We start from the raw sequence: 14,065 nt of genomic DNA, 5'->3' as shown, positions 1-14,065 counted from the left end.
CGAGCGGCCCCGCGGGCGCGGCGGCCGCCTCGGCGGCGAGGCCCGCGTAGACGATCGCCTCCTCGGTGCGGCGCAGCAGCGCCGACCGCCACACCTGCCGCCGGGTCGCGGCTCCCGCGCGGGCGAGGCGGGCGTCGACGCGGGCCAGGACGACCGTCGCGGCGAGCAGCAGCGCGCCCGCGACGGCCCCGGCGCGGGTGGCGTCGGAGAACCAGACGGCGGCCAGCGCGGCGAGGCCCAGGGAGATCGGCGCGGTGGTGCCGGGGGTGAGACCCCAGCGTGCCGCGCGGCGCACCGTCTGCTGCTCCACGGTCGCCTCTCGGTTCGGGCGGGCCGTGCGCCCGCGGGTCCGGTACGTTGAGCTTGAGCCGTACGGTAATGGCAGAGCGTAATGCTTCGATGACCGGTTGTGTGGAGAACGGGGAGACATGGGTACGCGGACGGTCGCGGTGGTGCTCGCCGGCGGGGTCGGGGCGCGGCTGGGCGCCGGGCGCCCCAAGCAGCTCCTCGAGATCGGCGGCCGCCCGATCCTGGCCCGCGCGGTCGCCGCGTTCGACGCGCATCCCCGCATCGACGAGGTGCTGGTCGTGATGGCGTCCGGGCACCTGCGCGCGGCGGCGGCGATCGTCGCGCCGTTCGGCAAGGTCGCGGGCGTGGTCGAGGGCGGCGACACCCGCACCGCGTCGACGGTCGCGGCGCTGGAGGCGCTGGCCGGCCGGCCGGACGACGTCCGGGTCCTGTTCCACGACGCGGCCCGCCCGTTCGTCGGCGCCGCCGTGATCGACCGCGTGCTGGACGCGCTGGACGGCGACGCGGCGGTCGCGGTGGGGGTGCCGAGCCCCGACACGATCGTCGTCGTGGAGGACGGCCTGGTCGCGTCGATGCCGTCCCGGGAGACGATGAGCCGGTTCCAGACGCCGCAGGGGTTCGTGCTCGGCACGATCCGCAAGGCGTACGAGATCGCGCTGGCGGATCCGGAGCTCGCGGCGACCGACGACTGCGGGATCGTGCACCGCTACCTGCCGGACGTGCCGATCCGCGTGGTCGCGGGCGACGACCGGAATCTGAAGGTCACGCGTCCGCTGGACCTCTCGCTCGCCGAGCACATCGCCGCGGAGGAGACCCCTTGATCTTCGACAGCACCCCCGCGGTCATCGGCCACCGCGGCTACGGGTCCGGTGAGCGGCCGGTGCCCGGGACGGGCCGGACGGTCGCCGAGAACACGCTCGACTCGATGCTCGCCGCCGTGGAAGCGGGCCTGGGCTGGGTCGAGGTCGACGTGACCCGCACCGCCGACGACCATCTCGTCCTCCGGCACGACCCGACGATCCCGGACGGGTCGCACGTGGTCGACCTGCCCGCGACCGACAGCGGCCTGCCGCGCCTCGCGGACGTCTTCGACGCGCTGCCGCCGCACGTCGCGGTGGACGTCGACGTCAAGACCGTATTGGAGGACGCGCTGGACGACCCGGACCGGCGGACGGGCGCGCTGCTGCTCCCGCTGCTGCGGCGGGAGGCCCGCCGGCGGCCGCTGCTGGTCACGTCGTTCGACCCGGCGCTGCTGGTGTTCCTGCGGGACGAACTGCCGGGCGTCCCGCTCGGGCTGCTGACGTGGCTGCGGTTCCCGCTGTGGCACGCCGTCCCGGCGGCGGCGGGGCTGGGCCTGCAGGCGGTCGCCGTCCACACCGGCTCCTGCGGGTTCGAGCATCCCGACACCCGGCTGCGGCCGCTGGACCACTGCGTGAACGCCGCGCACAAGGCGGGCCTGGAGGTCGTCGCGTGGTGCCCGGCGGCCGAGCACGCCCCGCGCTACGCGGAGGCGGGCATCGACGCGATGGTCGTCGACGACGTCCCCGGCGTCCTCGCCGCCCTCTGAACCGCGGTGCGTGATTCGCCCCGAAATGGAGCGATCCAAATTGGGGGCCGGAGCAACCTTCGCTAAACAAGGGCATAATTTACCGCCCATATGGAGACGGTTCGGCGGACGTTAACCCTGCGGGGCGACGGTCGTGCGGTCCAAGCGACCGATCGAACGGAGCATGCGTGCGCGCCTATCTCGCCGTGGTGAGCAAGGGTAGGAACCGCCGAATTTCACCGCACATCTTGGAGGCCGCGGACACCGCGACCGCCGACGCGATCCCCGTGCCCGCCGACCGGCTGACGTCGTCGCGCTGGACCTCGCCGGACGGCTCGTCCGTCCTGCTGTCCTGGTCGAACGAGCCCGAGCATCGGCTCCTCCCCCGCCCGCTCGCCGCCGGGGACGAACGCGTGCTCGGCCACACCGGCTACCTCGCCGATCCGGACATCGCCGAGAAGGAACTGCTCGAGACCGACGATCCGGCGGCGGCCGTCGCGTCGACGGGCGGGGTGTTCGCGCTGTTCCGCGCGCACCGCGACGGCGTTGACGCCGCCACGTCCATCGCCCGCGTCTGCCCGGTCTATTTCTGCGAATCACCCGATTTCTGTTTCATCGGCAGCCGCGCGCTCCTCGTCCATCTCACCGCGCGCGCCGCCGAAACGGGTCTGCGGAGACCGCCGGTGGACTACGACGTCATGGCGCTCCAGCCGATGGTCCGGCACGGGTTCTTCACCAACGACGACACCCCCTTCGCGGGCGTCCGCGCGCTGCCCGCCGACGCCGTCCTCACCGCCGCGCCCGGACGCGGCGTCACGGTGCGGGAACGGGACGTCCCGGACGCCGAGCCGATGCCCGCGGACGCACGGGAGCGGCGCAGGCGCGTGCAGCGCCTCGCCGAGGCCCTCGTGGACGCCGCCGCGCCGCTCGCCGCGCACGGCGAGCCGGTCGAGCTGGCCCTGTCGGGCGGCCGGGACAGCCGCATCATGGCGGCGGTGCTGACGGCGGCCGGGGTGCCGATGATCGCGACGACGCACGGGTTCGACGACGATCCGGACGTCGTCCTCGCGCGGCGCATCGCCGGGCTGCTCGGCCTCGAGCACCGCGTGACCCTCACGACCACGACCGCGCGCGACGACGCCCCCGACGCGGTGGCCGTCGGGCATCCGCTGCTGCGGGCGTACGACGTCGTCCGCCGCTGCGAGGGCATGACCTCGGCCTACGAGCGGGTCAACGGGTGGGAGCCGTACCGGGTCGGCCCCAAGACGTCGGGGTCGGGCGGCGAGACGCTGCGCGGCGGCCACCTCTACGACCAGCGGGACCTCACGCCCGCGGGAATCCAGAAGCGGGTCCGGACGATCTTCAGATCGGCCGAGGGGTTCTGCACCCCGGAGGCGAACGCCGCCGCCGACGAGCACCTCGCCCGGTGGTCGGCGCGGGCCGCCGAGAACGGGCCGCGCGTCCTCGACCTGCTGTACCTGTTCTACCGGTCGGGACGCTGGATCGTCGGCTCGCACACCGCGACGACGATGAACACGCCGTCCTACCACCCGTTCTTCGACAACCGCGTCGTCCGGGAGGCGCTCGCGCTCCCGCCCGAATGGCGGGCGAGCGAGGAGGTCGTGTTCCTGCTGATCGAGACGCTCGCGCCGAGGCTCGCGTCCGTCCCGCCGGAGGGCAAGCGGTGGCGGTTCGAGGCGGGCGGGCCGCGCCGCCTCCGCGAGTGGCCCGCGTGGCGGCGCCGCGCGGCCGTCCTGCCGAAGGGACGCACGTCCGGGTTCAACTGGCGGCGCGAGTTCGACGAGCCGTTCCTCGCCCTGCTGCGCGACCATGTCCTGGACGGCCCGCCCGAACTGTGGGACATCGTGAACCGCCGCAAGTTCGAGGAGCACTTCGCGACGGTCCCGAAGGGCTGGACGAACCAGCTATGGCACATCTACACGCTCAGCGTGCTGCTGTCGGGCGCATGGCGGGAGCCGAGGCCGAAGCTGCCGAACGTCCGGATCCCGATCCCGCGTTAACGCCCGCGCAGGTCGTCGTCCCCGTACATGCGGGTCCACTCGCCGCCCTCGCCCTGCCCCCGGGACGGGTCGGGGCGCTCCTCCCCGTGCCCGAACGGGACGGCCCCGGGCTGCTGCTGCGGCTGCTGCGGCTGCTGCGGCTGCGGTCCCTGCGGCGCGGGCGGCGGCGAGTAGGGCGGCGCGAACGGTCCCGGCTCCGCATGCGGCTGCGGACCGGCCCCCGGGCGGGCGGTCCCGGGCAACGGCGGCGGGCCGGACGCGCCCATCGGCGCGGGCGGCGGCCCGGCGTGCCGCGACCTCGCGGCGGTGCTCGTCCACCGCCCCGGCATCACCGACGCCACCAGGAGCAGCAGGCCGAGCAGCAGGAAGATGCCGTACGGGCCGATGATCCCGATGTAGGCCAGTTCGAGCCGGGCGGGGAGCAGGTCCGCCACGAGTTCCTGCCGCAGCATCCAGCCCGGATCGGCGACCCACACGCCGCCGACGCCCGTGAGCACGACGCCGGGGATCAGCGAGGCGAGCGGCGAGACGCGCGGCGCCACGGCGAGCGCGAGCAGCACGGCCGTGCACAGCAGCAGCGCCGAGCCGATCCAGCGCTCGGACCCCGCCTCGTCGCCGAACGTGGCGGCCACGCGCTGCCCGGACCGGTGCATCTGGTGGGTGCCGTACAGCAGGCCCGCGGCGATCAGCGGGGTCAGGACGACACCGATCAGCGCGCCGAGCGCGTGACGTGCTCCATTGGACATCGGGCCACCTCCAGGCCGCCGGGACGGTGGCGGGGTATCGCCACCGTAACCTTGGGACGGCCCCGAGCGCACCTCCGGTTCCGCCCGTGCCGCCCCGAGCCCCCGTCACGGGGCGGGGCCGCCGGTCAGACGACGGGCTCGCCGGGCTTCGCCGGGGCGGGCTGACCGAGCCGGGGCGGGCTCGTCAGGAAGCCGACGCCCCAGGTGACGTGCATGGTCGCGTAGACGAGCGGGAGGCGCACCCAGGCCGCCGGGGGCAGCCCGCGGCCCTCCACGGCCGCGCCCGCGATCATCGCGACCGCGTACCCGCCGGGCAGGATCCAGCCGGGCCAGAACCCGAACGCCCCGGCGACGGCGCCCGCCGTCATCGCCAGCACCGCGATCGGCGGCGCGAGGTAGCGCAGGTTGAGGGTGCCGGCGTGCTCGCGGCCGACGACGCGGCGCCACCGTCCGGTGTGGAAGTACTGCTTGGCGAGGGCGCGCAGGTCCGGCCGGGGCCGGTAGGTGACGCGCATCCGCGGCGTGAAGAAGATCCGCCCGCCGGTCTGCCGGATGCGGTGGTTCATCTCCCAGTCCTGCGCGCGGGTGAACGTCTCGTCGTACCCGCCGACGCGGTCGAGGGCGCTGCGCCGGAACGTCCCGAGGTAGACGGTCTCGACCTCGCCGGCCTCGCCGCCGGTGTGGAAGCGGGCGTTGCCGACGCCGAGCTTGGACGTCATCGCCCGCGCGACGGCCTGCTCGAAGGGGGTGACGCCCTCGGCGGCCATGATCCCGCCGACGTTGTCGGCGCCCGTCTCCTCCATCGTCTCGACGGCGGCGCGGACGTAGTCGGGCGGCAGCAGCGAATGCCCGTCCACCCGGACGATGATCGAGTACTGCGACGCCTTGATGGCGATGTTGAGGCCCTGCGGGGTGCGGCCGGACGGGTTGGCCACCACGACGATCCGCGGGTCCTCGGCGGCGAGCCGGTGCGCGATCTCGTCGGTGCGGTCGCGGGACGGCCCGAGCGCGAGCACCAGCTCGAGCTCGCCCGGGTAGTCCTGGGTCAGGATGCGCCGCACGGCGTCGGTGAGGTGCCGCTGCTCGTTGAGGACGGGCATGACCACCGACACCGCGGGCCAGGTGCGTCCGCCGTCGTCGGTGCGGGTCCGTGGCGCGTGCTGCGCGGCGCGCTGCGCATGGGGAGACGGGTTCATGGGCTCGCGGGCGCATCCGGCCGGACAGGCCGGAGGAGGCCCCCCTTCCTCTCTCTTGCTCGCTTGTCCGACGCAGCCCACGTCGCCCAGGTTCGCGTGCGGGGCCGCCGGGGTGTGGTCAGGACGGCGTTACGTTACCGCAATGACACGCGGTTCAGATGGCGGTGAGTCAGGTGTTCCCCACTTTAAGGTGGTCGAGACTCATCCCAGCACATCCGACGACGTTCTTCGGGAGGCGGCGGCGGCATGACGGACGGGCACGGCTCGGATCGCGACGACCCGTTCGCGGGCGGTGACGCCGATCCGCTGGAGCGCTACTTCCGGCCCCGGCCCGCCGGCGGCGCGGACGGCGGGGCGGACGGCGACGACGGCGACATCGACGGCGTGACGATCGACGGGATGCCGGCGCCGCGGGTGCCGGTGGAGGGCCCGCGGGGGCCGCGCCGGCCGGGGCCGCAGATGAGCCCGCGGGCGGCGCTGAGCGCGCGGCGGCAGCGGCGGCTGCTGGGGGTGACCGCGGGCATGTCGGCGTTCGTGCTGCTGACGTCCGGCGGGGCGTGGGCGTTCCAGAACTACGTGACGGGCGCGATCGACAAGATCTCGATCGACGGCCTGGACGAGGCCGCGGGGGGCGCCGAGGGCCCGATGACGGTGCTGGTCGCGGGCGTCGACCGGCGCGACGGGCTGACGAAGGAGCAGATCAGGGCCGCGAAGCTGGGCAAGTTCCCGGGCGAGCGCTCGGACACGATGATGCTGCTGCACGTGTCGGGCGACCGGAAGCGGATCTCGGTGGTGAGCCTGCCGCGGGACTCGTACGTGACGATCCCGGCGCACGAGTCGAACGGGTCGGAGGGCGCGAAGGGGGAGAACGTGCCCGCGCGTCCGGGCAAGCTGACGTGGGCGTACCAGTTCGGCGGGGCGAGCCTCGCGGTGAAGACGGTGAAGCGCGCGACGGGCGTGTCGATCGACCACTACGTCGAGGTCAACTTCTACGGGTTCGTGAGGATGGTCGACGCGCTGGGCGGCGTGGACGTGTGCGTCGAGCAGCCCGTGAACGACCCGAAGAGCGGGCTGCGGCTGCCCGCCGGGAAGTCGCACGTGGACGGGATGAAGGCGCTCGCGTTCGCCCGGACCCGGTACACGATGACCGGCGGGAGCGACCTCGGGCGGATCGACCGGCAGCAGCAGTTCATGGCGGCGCTGATGAAGCAGGCGCTGTCGACGGAGACGCTGCGCAACCCGGTGAAGTCGACGAAGTTCCTGGACGCGGCGCTGGGCACGCTCACGGTGGACGACCGGCTCGCGGAGGACCTGCCGGAGATCGTCGACGAGATGCGCGACCTGTCGACCGACGACCTGACGTTCGCGAACGTGCCGCTGGAGAACCCCGACCATCAGGCCGCGTTCTGGAACGCGGCGGCTCCGCAGTCGACGGTGAAGTGGGACGAGGAGCGGGCGCGGGAGCTGTTCCAGAAGATCGAGAACGACGAGCCGCTGGCGTCGCCGAAGCCCGCGCCGCCGAAGCCGTCCCCGACGCAGCGGCCGGAGGACCGGCTGACGGTGCCGCCGGAGGACGTCTCGGTGCGGGTGCTGAACGCGATCGGGACGCCGGGCCTGGCGACGAAGGCGGGACGGCAGCTGGAGGACGCGGGCTTCGAGGCGAGCGTCGTCCCGGGGCTGGCGCGGCGCGGCCTGCGGACCACGGAGATCCGGTACGGGCCGTCCAGGGCGGAGGCGGCGAAGACGCTCGCGAAGGCGCTGCCGGACGCGAAGCTGAAGGAGATGGACGAACTCCAGGCGGAGATCCAGATCTACGTGGGCGGCGACTGGGACGGGGTGGAGAAGGTCAAGGTCGAGGCGGCGGAGCCGACGCCGTCGCCGAGCGCGGGCACGACGGTCGAGACCGGGACCCAGAAACTCTGCGGCTAGAGTGCGGTTCCAGTCGAAAGGAGCCGTTGTGGACGGGTTCTACGAGCCGCTCGCCGATGGCGGGTTCGCCTCCACCCCGGCGACCGCGGGACCGTGGTCACCGGAATTCCAGCACGCTGGGCCGGTCGCCGGGCTGGTCGGCCGTGCCTTCGAGCGGCACGAGCCCGTCCCGGGCACCCGGGTGGCGCGGATGACGATGGAGATCCTCGGCCCGGTGCCGGTCGCGCCGCTGCGCGTCGCGGTGCGGACCGTCCGTCCGGGGCGGCGCGTCACGCTGCTGGAGGCGGAACTGACCCACGAGGGCCGCCTGGTCGTGCGGGCGGCCGCCTGGCGGACGGCGCGGGCGCCGGACGGCGTCGCGCCGATCGTCCACACGCCGCCCCCGCCGCCGCTGCCCGCCGCGTCCGGCCCCCTGGAGGCGTGGGCGGGCGCCCACCTGGACGGTTACCTGTCGGCGATGGAGTGGCGGCTCGCGGCGGGGTCGTTCTCCGCGCCCGGCCCCGCGACGACGTGGGCGCGGTCGCGGGTGCCGCTGGTCGCCGGGGAGGACGACACGCCGCTGGTGCGGGCGCTCGTCCTGTCCGACAGCGTGTCGGGGGTGGGCAGCGAGCTCGACCTGACCTCGTGGCTGGTGATCAACACGGACCTGACCGTGGCGCTGTACCGCGATCCCGTCGGCGAGTGGCTGTGCCTGTCCGGGTCGCTGCAGGCCGCGCCGGGCGGCGGCGCGCTGTGCGAGGGCTCGCTGGCGGACGCGTCCGGTGACCTCGGGCGGGTCCTGCAGACGATGTTCGTGGACGACCTGCCCGGCTGAGCACACGCCGGGAGGGACCCCCTGGGTCACGCTCGGAGCTTGATCACTTACTCTCTGTAATGCAAGGCGTACAGAGACAAGTGACAGTGCGACCGTCAGGAGTCCACACCATGTCGACAAGGAATCTCGGCCTGCTCACCACGACCGCCGTCGCCGCGCTCGCGCTCGGCGGCTTCGCCGGCACGGCGCTCGCCGCCGCCCCGAACCCGCCCGGGGCGGACACCGTGCCCGCCTCGGACACCGTGCCCGCCGCGGGCACGGTGCCCCCGGTGGCCGAGGCGTCGCCGAAGCCGGCCGCCAAGCCCGCCAAGCCCGCCGCGAAGGACGGCACGGACCTCGAAGCCTGCGCGGACGGCGCGTGCGAGGTGGTCCTGGAGGACGGCCAGGAGATCAAGCTCGACGACAGGTTCGGCATCGACCCGATCGGCGTCGAGATCAAGGGCACCCGCGTCACCTTCACGCTCAAGAACACCGACTCGACGATGATCACCTCGGTCGACGCCCGGAATCCGGACGCGTCCGTCCACTGGAACGACCTCACGCTGCGGCCGCGGATGACCGAGGACGGCAAGCTCGTCGTGAACGTCTCGCACCGGGACGCCGGGCAGGAGAAGCCCGCGGACAAGAAGCCCGCCGGCAAGAAGCCCTCCGGCAAGGCGTAGCGAACGAAGCCGCAGCGAACGAAGCCGCAGCGAACGAAGCCGCAGCGAACGAAGCGGCATCGCCCTCGTCCGTCCGGCGGACGAGGGCGACGCGGCGTTCAGGCGGTACTGCTCGGGCCGGCGCTCAAGGTTCGGAGCGCATGACCGTCTTCGGTCTCATCGGTGTGCGGGGAACCCATGGGCGCGTGCCGCCAGGACGGCGGCGAGCGCGGGCGCGAGGAGGGCGAGCGTTCCCCACGGGAACGAGCCGGTGCCGAAGGCGTCGAGGAGGAGGCCCCCGGCGATGCCGCCGCCGGCCATGGCGGCGTTCCAGAGGGTGACGAGCATGGCCTGGGCGGCGTCGGCGGCGTCGCCGGCCGCGTTCCCGGCGGCCGTCTGCAGCAGGGTCGGGGCGCCGCCCCAGCCGAGCCCCCACAGCGCGGCGGCGAGATGGACGAGCGCGGGTTCGCCCGCCGCCGTGGCCAGGACGGCGGCGCCCGCGCCCACGAGGAGCGTCCCGGCGATCGTCAGCGCGCGGAGGCGGCGGTGGATGTGCGCGCCCACGATCCAGATCCCCGCGAGGGACGCGGCGCCGAACACCAGCAGGACGACGTCGGTCGAGCCGCCCATGCCGGCGCCGTCCAGGAACGTCGCGATGTAGGTGTAGAGGATCGTGTGGGCGAGGACGAACACGAGCGTGACGAACAGGACGGGCGCGACCCCGGGGACGCGCAGCGGGTTCGTCTTCGGCCCCCGCTCGTCCGCACGGCGCCCGGGGAAGTCGGGCACGGCCGCGGCGATCCACCCGATCAGCACGAGCGTCAGCCCGGTCATCAGCAGGAACGCGGCCTGCCAGCCGACGGCCGTCCCCAGGAAGGTGCCCGCCGGAACGCCGAGCGACAGCGCCACCGGGATCCCCGCCATCGCGATCGCGATGGCGCGCCCCTCCAGGCCGGTCGGCGCGAGGCGGCGCGCGTACCCGGCGAGCAGCGCCCAGGCGAGCCCGGCCGCGACCCCGGCGGCGAACCGCGCCACCATCGTCAGCGGGTAGTGCGTGGACAGCGCCGTGACCGTGTTGGCGACGGCGAACCCGGCGACGGTCGTCAGCAGCAGCGCCTTGCGGCGCCAGGCCGCCGTGGCGGCGGTCAGCGGCACGGCGGTGAGCGCCGTCCCGATCGCGTAGATCGTCACCGTCTGTCCGGTGGCGGACTCGCCGACGCGGAGGTCGTCGCTCATCGCGGGCAGCAGCCCCGCGGGAAGCGTCTCGGTCAGGCTGGTGATGAAGACGGCCGTCGCCAGTGCCAGCAGCGCGGGCATCGGCAGCCTGCGGGATGGTTCGGATCCGGCCGGCTCGGCGGCCTGTTCCACGGTCCGCATGGTGATCGTTTCCTTAATGTTCGGTGCCGGGAACGACCGTGCCGTGAAGGGCTTCGGATTCCCTGACGCTCCGCTGACGCCCGCTCCGAAGCCCGCCCGCCGCGGCCAGAGCGGACGAGAACCCTTCCGGTCGCGTCCGAAGGCGAGTCCGGGCCCGAGGGAAACCGATCGCGCAGCGAGCCCTCGGCTGAGCCGGGGCGATGCGGCGACCGCACGCGACGCCCGCCGAGCCGCCCGCCGAGCCGCCCGCCGAGCCGCCCGCCGAGCCGCCCGCCGAGGGCGTCGCAATAAGCTTCGGGGATGCGGTTCGGTGTGCTCGGTCCCGTGACGGTGTGGGACGACGAGGGGACGCCGGTACGGATCCGGGAGACGAAGGTGCGGGCGCTGCTCGCCGACCTGCTCGTCCACGAGGGGCGGCCCGTGCCCGCCGACCGCCTGATCGACGACCTGTGGGGCGACGCGACGCCCCGCGACCCGGCGAACGCGCTGCAGGCGAAGGTGTCGCAGCTTCGGCGGGCGCTCGGCCGCGACCGCGTGGTGCGGCAGGCGAACGGGTACCGGCTCGTCCTCGACGGGTCCGGCGACGAGGTGGACGCCGACCGGTTCCGCGCGCTCGCGGCCGGCGCCCGCGCCGTGGCGGACCCCCGCGTGCGGGCCGCGCGGCTCACCGCGGCGCTCGGCCTGTGGCGGGGGCCCGCGTACGCCGACGTCGCGGACGAGGCGTTCGCCCGCCCGGCGGCCGAGCGGCTCGACGACCAGCGGCTCACCGTGCTGGAGGAACAGGCCGAGGCGCGGCTGGCGGCGGGCGACCACCTGCTGCTGGCCGGGGAGCTGGGCGACCTGGTGGCGCGGCACCCGCTGCGCGAACGGCTCCGGGCCGTGCAGATGCTGGCCCTGTACCGGGCGGGGCGGCAGAGCGAGGCGCTGGCGTCCTACACCGCGCTGCGCACGCAGATGGCGGACGAGCTGGGCGTCGACCCGGGCCGGGAACTGGCCGGGCTGTACGAGCGGATCCTGCGGCAGGACGCCTCGCTCGCGCCGGCTCCGGCCCGCCCGGCCCTGCCGGTGCCGCTCACCGCGCTCGTCGGCCGCGACGCGTGCCTCGACGACGTCGCCCGGCTCGCCGGCTCGTCCCGGCTGGTGACGCTGACGGGGCCGGGCGGGGTCGGGAAGACCCGCCTGGCGCTGGCGGCCGCGAACCGGCTCGCGGGCGCGTTCCCGGACGGCGTGCGGCTGGTCGAGCTCGCGGGCCGGCACGGCGACGCGGCGGCGATCGCGCAGGCGGTCGCGGACGCCGTCGGCGTGCGGGACGACGTGCCGTCCGGCGCGCCCGCCGAGCCCGCCGGGCGGCTCGCGGCGGCGCTGCGGGACCGGCGGCTGCTGCTCGTCCTCGACAACGTCGAGCACGTCGTCGAACCGGCCGCCGAACTCGCCGCGTTCCTGCTGCGCGGCACGTCCGGGCCCGCGATCCTGGCGACCGGGCGGGAGCCGCTCGGCCTGACCGGCGAGACGGTGTACGCGGTCGAACCGCTCGGCGCGTCCGACGCCGTGCGGCTGTTCGCCGAACGCGCCGCCGCGTCCGCGCCCGGTTTCGTCCTGGACGACGCGAACCGCGCGGCCGTCGCGGAGATCTGCGCGCGGCTCGACGGCGTGCCGCTCGCGCTCGAACTCGCGGCGACGCGCGTCCGGTCCCTCGGGGTGCGGGAACTGGCGGCGCGGCTCGGCGACCGGTTCGGGCTGCTCACCGGCGGCCCGCGGGACGCGCCCGCCCGCCAGCGCACGCTGCGCGCGGTGATCGACTGGAGCTGGGACCTGCTCGGCGCGGACGAGCGCGCCGTGCTGCGGCGGCTCGCGGTGCACCCGGACGGCTGCGACCTCGACGCCGCGGAGGCGGTCTGCGCGGACGGCGGCGTGCGGCGCGCGGACGTCGTGGACGTGCTCGGCCGGCTGGTCGGCCGGTCGCTCGTCGTGATGGCGGAGGGCGCCGCCGGGCCCCGGTACCGGATGCTGGAGTCGGTCGCCGCGTACGCGGCGGACCGGCTGGCGGAGGCGGGCGAGGCCGCCGCGGCGCGGGACCGGCACCTGCGCCACTACCTGGCCCTCGCCGAGCGCGCCGACCGGCACCTGCGGGGCGCGGGGCAGCGGGCGTGGCTGGACCGCCTGGACGCCGAGTCGGCGAACACGCGGGCCGCGCTCGACGAGGCGCTGCGCCGGCCGGCCCCGGCCGAGGCGGTGCGGCTCGCGACCGCGCTGACGTGGTGGTGGCTGCTGCGCGGACGGCTGCACGAGGCACGGCGCACGCTGGACGCGGTGCTCGGGGTCGCGCCGGACGCCGCGGAGGCGCGCGTCCTGCGGTCGGCGTTCGCGCTGCTGGTCCGCGACCGCGGCGCCGCCGACCCGCCCGAACACGGCATCGCGGACGCCGCGCGCCGGGCCCGGGCCGGCTGGCTCCGCGCGTACGCCCTGTTCCAGGCGGGCGACCGCGCCGAGGCCGCGAAGGCGAACGCCCGCGCGCTCGTCCTGTTCGAGGAAACCGGCGACCGGTGGGGCATCGCGGCCGCGCACGCGCTGGAGGCGACGCTCGCGCTCGTCCGGGGCGACCTGGCGACCGTCGAGGAGGCCGGGGCGCGGGCAGCGGACCTGTTCGGGGAGCTCGGCGACCGGTGGGGCCGGTTGCAGACCGTGTCCCCGCTCGCCGACCTCGCCGAGATCAGGGGCGACTACGCCGCGGCGGAGCGGCGCCAGCGGGAGGGGCTGGCGATCGCCGAGGAGCTGGGCCTGCGCGCGGAGGTCACCGCCCGGCTGTCGGGCCTCGGCCGGCTGGCGCTGCTCGCCCGCGACCATGAAAGGGCCCGCGACCTGCACGAACGGTCGTTGCGGCTGGCCGCCGAGCAGGGGTTGCGCTACAGCGAGGTGCACGCCCTGATGGGGCTGGCGCTCGGGGCGCGCCGCGCGGGCGACCTCGACGCCGCCGAACGGCACCTGCACCGGATCCGGGACGGGTACGAGTCGTCCGACATCGGGGAGCATCTGCTGTCCGCGGAACTCGGGTTCGTCGCCGAACTGCGCGGGGACGCGGCGCGGGCCTTCGCGCACCACCGCCGCGGCCTGGAGTTCGCGCGGGCCATCGGGGAGCCGCGCGTGCTCGCGCTCTCCCTGGAAGGTCTGGCGGGCGCGTTCGTCCTGGACGGCGACGCCGAGCGCGCGGCCGTCCTGCTGGGGGCGGCGGACGCGGCGCGGCGGAGCGTCGGCGCGCCGCTGCCGGCCGCCGAGCGCGGCGACGTCGACCGGATCGAGGCGGCGGCGACGGCCGTCCTGGGCGAGGAGAGGTTCGCGTCCGCGTTCCGCCGGGGCCGGTCGGGCGCCCCGGCGGACGCGGCGTGCACGGTTACTTGAGGAGCTGGCGGGCCATGACCATCCGCTGGATCTGGTTGGTGCCCTCGTAGATCTGGGTGATCTTGGCGTCGCGCATCATCCGCTCCACCG

11 protein-coding genes and 1 pseudogene are annotated in these 14,065 nt (G+C 75.2%); 7 read left to right on the top strand and 5 right to left on the bottom strand.

Features of this window, described 5'->3' with window-relative positions:
- Positions 1 to 310: pseudogene (locus ACFQ11_RS34360) on the bottom strand (hypothetical protein); the annotation flags it as partial.
- 118 nt (positions 311 to 428) lie between these two features.
- Here ACFQ11_RS34360 and ispD point away from each other — a divergent pair.
- From ispD to ACFQ11_RS34345, 3 genes are all read left to right on the top strand, one after another.
- Positions 429 to 1,130, top strand: coding sequence for a 2-C-methyl-D-erythritol 4-phosphate cytidylyltransferase (gene ispD / locus ACFQ11_RS34355; RefSeq protein WP_378306489.1), 702 nt, complete (start codon positions 429 to 431; stop codon positions 1,128 to 1,130).
- Positions 1,127 to 1,876 carry a glycerophosphodiester phosphodiesterase gene (locus tag ACFQ11_RS34350; RefSeq protein ID WP_378306487.1) on the top strand — a complete coding sequence of 250 codons (750 nt, stop codon included), beginning with the start codon at positions 1,127 to 1,129 and terminating at the stop codon, positions 1,874 to 1,876. The genes ispD and ACFQ11_RS34350 overlap by 4 nt, the downstream gene beginning before the upstream one ends.
- A gap of 227 nt (positions 1,877 to 2,103) precedes the next feature.
- On the top strand, positions 2,104 to 3,876 hold the full coding sequence (locus ACFQ11_RS34345) for an asparagine synthase-related protein (protein WP_378306485.1): 1,773 nt from the start codon (positions 2,104 to 2,106) through the stop codon (positions 3,874 to 3,876).
- Here the strand turns inward: ACFQ11_RS34345 and ACFQ11_RS34340 are convergent.
- Together ACFQ11_RS34340 and ACFQ11_RS34335 are read right to left on the bottom strand one after the other, a co-directional pair.
- On the bottom strand, positions 3,873 to 4,622 hold the full coding sequence (locus ACFQ11_RS34340; RefSeq protein ID WP_378306483.1) for a hypothetical protein: 750 nt from the start codon (positions 4,620 to 4,622) through the stop codon (positions 3,873 to 3,875). The two genes, ACFQ11_RS34345 and ACFQ11_RS34340, sit on opposite strands and share 4 nt — an antisense overlap.
- Positions 4,623 to 4,747: 125 nt before the next feature.
- The gene (locus ACFQ11_RS34335) at positions 4,748 to 5,818 is read right to left on the bottom strand and encodes a glycosyltransferase family 2 protein (RefSeq protein WP_378306481.1); all 1,071 of its coding nucleotides are present in this window, start codon (positions 5,816 to 5,818) and stop codon (positions 4,748 to 4,750) included.
- A 246-nt stretch (positions 5,819 to 6,064) separates the two neighbouring features.
- On the opposite strand from ACFQ11_RS34335, the gene ACFQ11_RS34330 reads away from it, so the two are divergent.
- The 3 genes from ACFQ11_RS34330 to ACFQ11_RS34320 all read left to right on the top strand — a co-directional run bounded on the left by ACFQ11_RS34330 (position 6,065) and on the right by ACFQ11_RS34320 (position 9,223).
- Positions 6,065 to 7,747: an LCP family protein gene (locus ACFQ11_RS34330; RefSeq protein WP_378306479.1), complete on the top strand. Its 1,683-nt coding sequence runs from the start codon at positions 6,065 to 6,067 to the stop codon at positions 7,745 to 7,747.
- Positions 7,748 to 7,775: 28 nt separating this feature from the next.
- Entirely contained in the window at positions 7,776 to 8,561 is a 786-nt protein-coding gene (locus ACFQ11_RS34325; RefSeq protein ID WP_378306477.1) for a thioesterase family protein, read from the top strand.
- Positions 8,562 to 8,671: 110 nt separating this feature from the next.
- Positions 8,672 to 9,223 carry a hypothetical protein gene (locus ACFQ11_RS34320; protein ID WP_378306475.1) on the top strand — a complete coding sequence of 184 codons (552 nt, stop codon included), beginning with the start codon at positions 8,672 to 8,674 and terminating at the stop codon, positions 9,221 to 9,223.
- 156 nt (positions 9,224 to 9,379) lie between these two features.
- Here ACFQ11_RS34320 and ACFQ11_RS34315 read toward each other — a convergent pair whose 3' ends face one another.
- Positions 9,380 to 10,579, bottom strand: coding sequence for an MFS transporter (locus ACFQ11_RS34315; protein ID WP_378306472.1), 1,200 nt, complete (start codon positions 10,577 to 10,579; stop codon positions 9,380 to 9,382).
- A 300-nt stretch (positions 10,580 to 10,879) separates the two neighbouring features.
- Here ACFQ11_RS34315 and ACFQ11_RS34310 point away from each other — a divergent pair, with 300 nt between their 5' ends.
- A complete protein-coding gene (locus ACFQ11_RS34310; RefSeq protein ID WP_378306470.1) occupies positions 10,880 to 13,975 on the top strand; it encodes a BTAD domain-containing putative transcriptional regulator in 3,096 nt (1,031 codons plus the stop codon).
- Here ACFQ11_RS34310 and ACFQ11_RS34305 read toward each other — a convergent pair.
- On the bottom strand, positions 13,968 to 14,065 hold a 98-nt coding region (locus ACFQ11_RS34305), incomplete at its 5' end, for an acyl-CoA dehydrogenase family protein (protein WP_131764087.1). The genes ACFQ11_RS34310 and ACFQ11_RS34305 overlap by 8 nt on opposite strands.

The sequence above is a fragment of the Actinomadura sediminis genome (assembly GCF_042675525.1).
GTDB classification, from domain to species: domain Bacteria; phylum Actinomycetota; class Actinomycetes; order Streptosporangiales; family Streptosporangiaceae; genus Spirillospora; species Spirillospora sediminis.
Note: the sequence above shows the minus strand (reverse complement) of the source record. Positions and strands in the feature narration are given on the sequence as shown.

Bases quoted from the DNA above. Each gene is read 5' to 3' on its own strand.
- ACFQ11_RS34315 (WP_378306472.1), bottom strand. From the start codon at position 10,579: ATGCGGACCGTGGAACAGGCCGCCGAGCCGGCCGGATCCGAACCATCC.
- ACFQ11_RS34335 (WP_378306481.1), bottom strand. From the start codon at position 5,818: ATGAACCCGTCTCCCCATGCGCAGCGCGCCGCGCAGCACGCGCCACGG.
- ispD (WP_378306489.1), top strand. From the start codon at position 429: ATGGGTACGCGGACGGTCGCGGTGGTGCTCGCCGGCGGGGTCGGGGCG.
- ACFQ11_RS34320 (WP_378306475.1), top strand. From the start codon at position 8,672: ATGTCGACAAGGAATCTCGGCCTGCTCACCACGACCGCCGTCGCCGCG.
- ACFQ11_RS34340 (WP_378306483.1), bottom strand. From the start codon at position 4,622: ATGTCCAATGGAGCACGTCACGCGCTCGGCGCGCTGATCGGTGTCGTC.
- ACFQ11_RS34330 (WP_378306479.1), top strand. From the start codon at position 6,065: ATGACGGACGGGCACGGCTCGGATCGCGACGACCCGTTCGCGGGCGGT.
- ACFQ11_RS34310 (WP_378306470.1), top strand. From the start codon at position 10,880: ATGCGGTTCGGTGTGCTCGGTCCCGTGACGGTGTGGGACGACGAGGGG.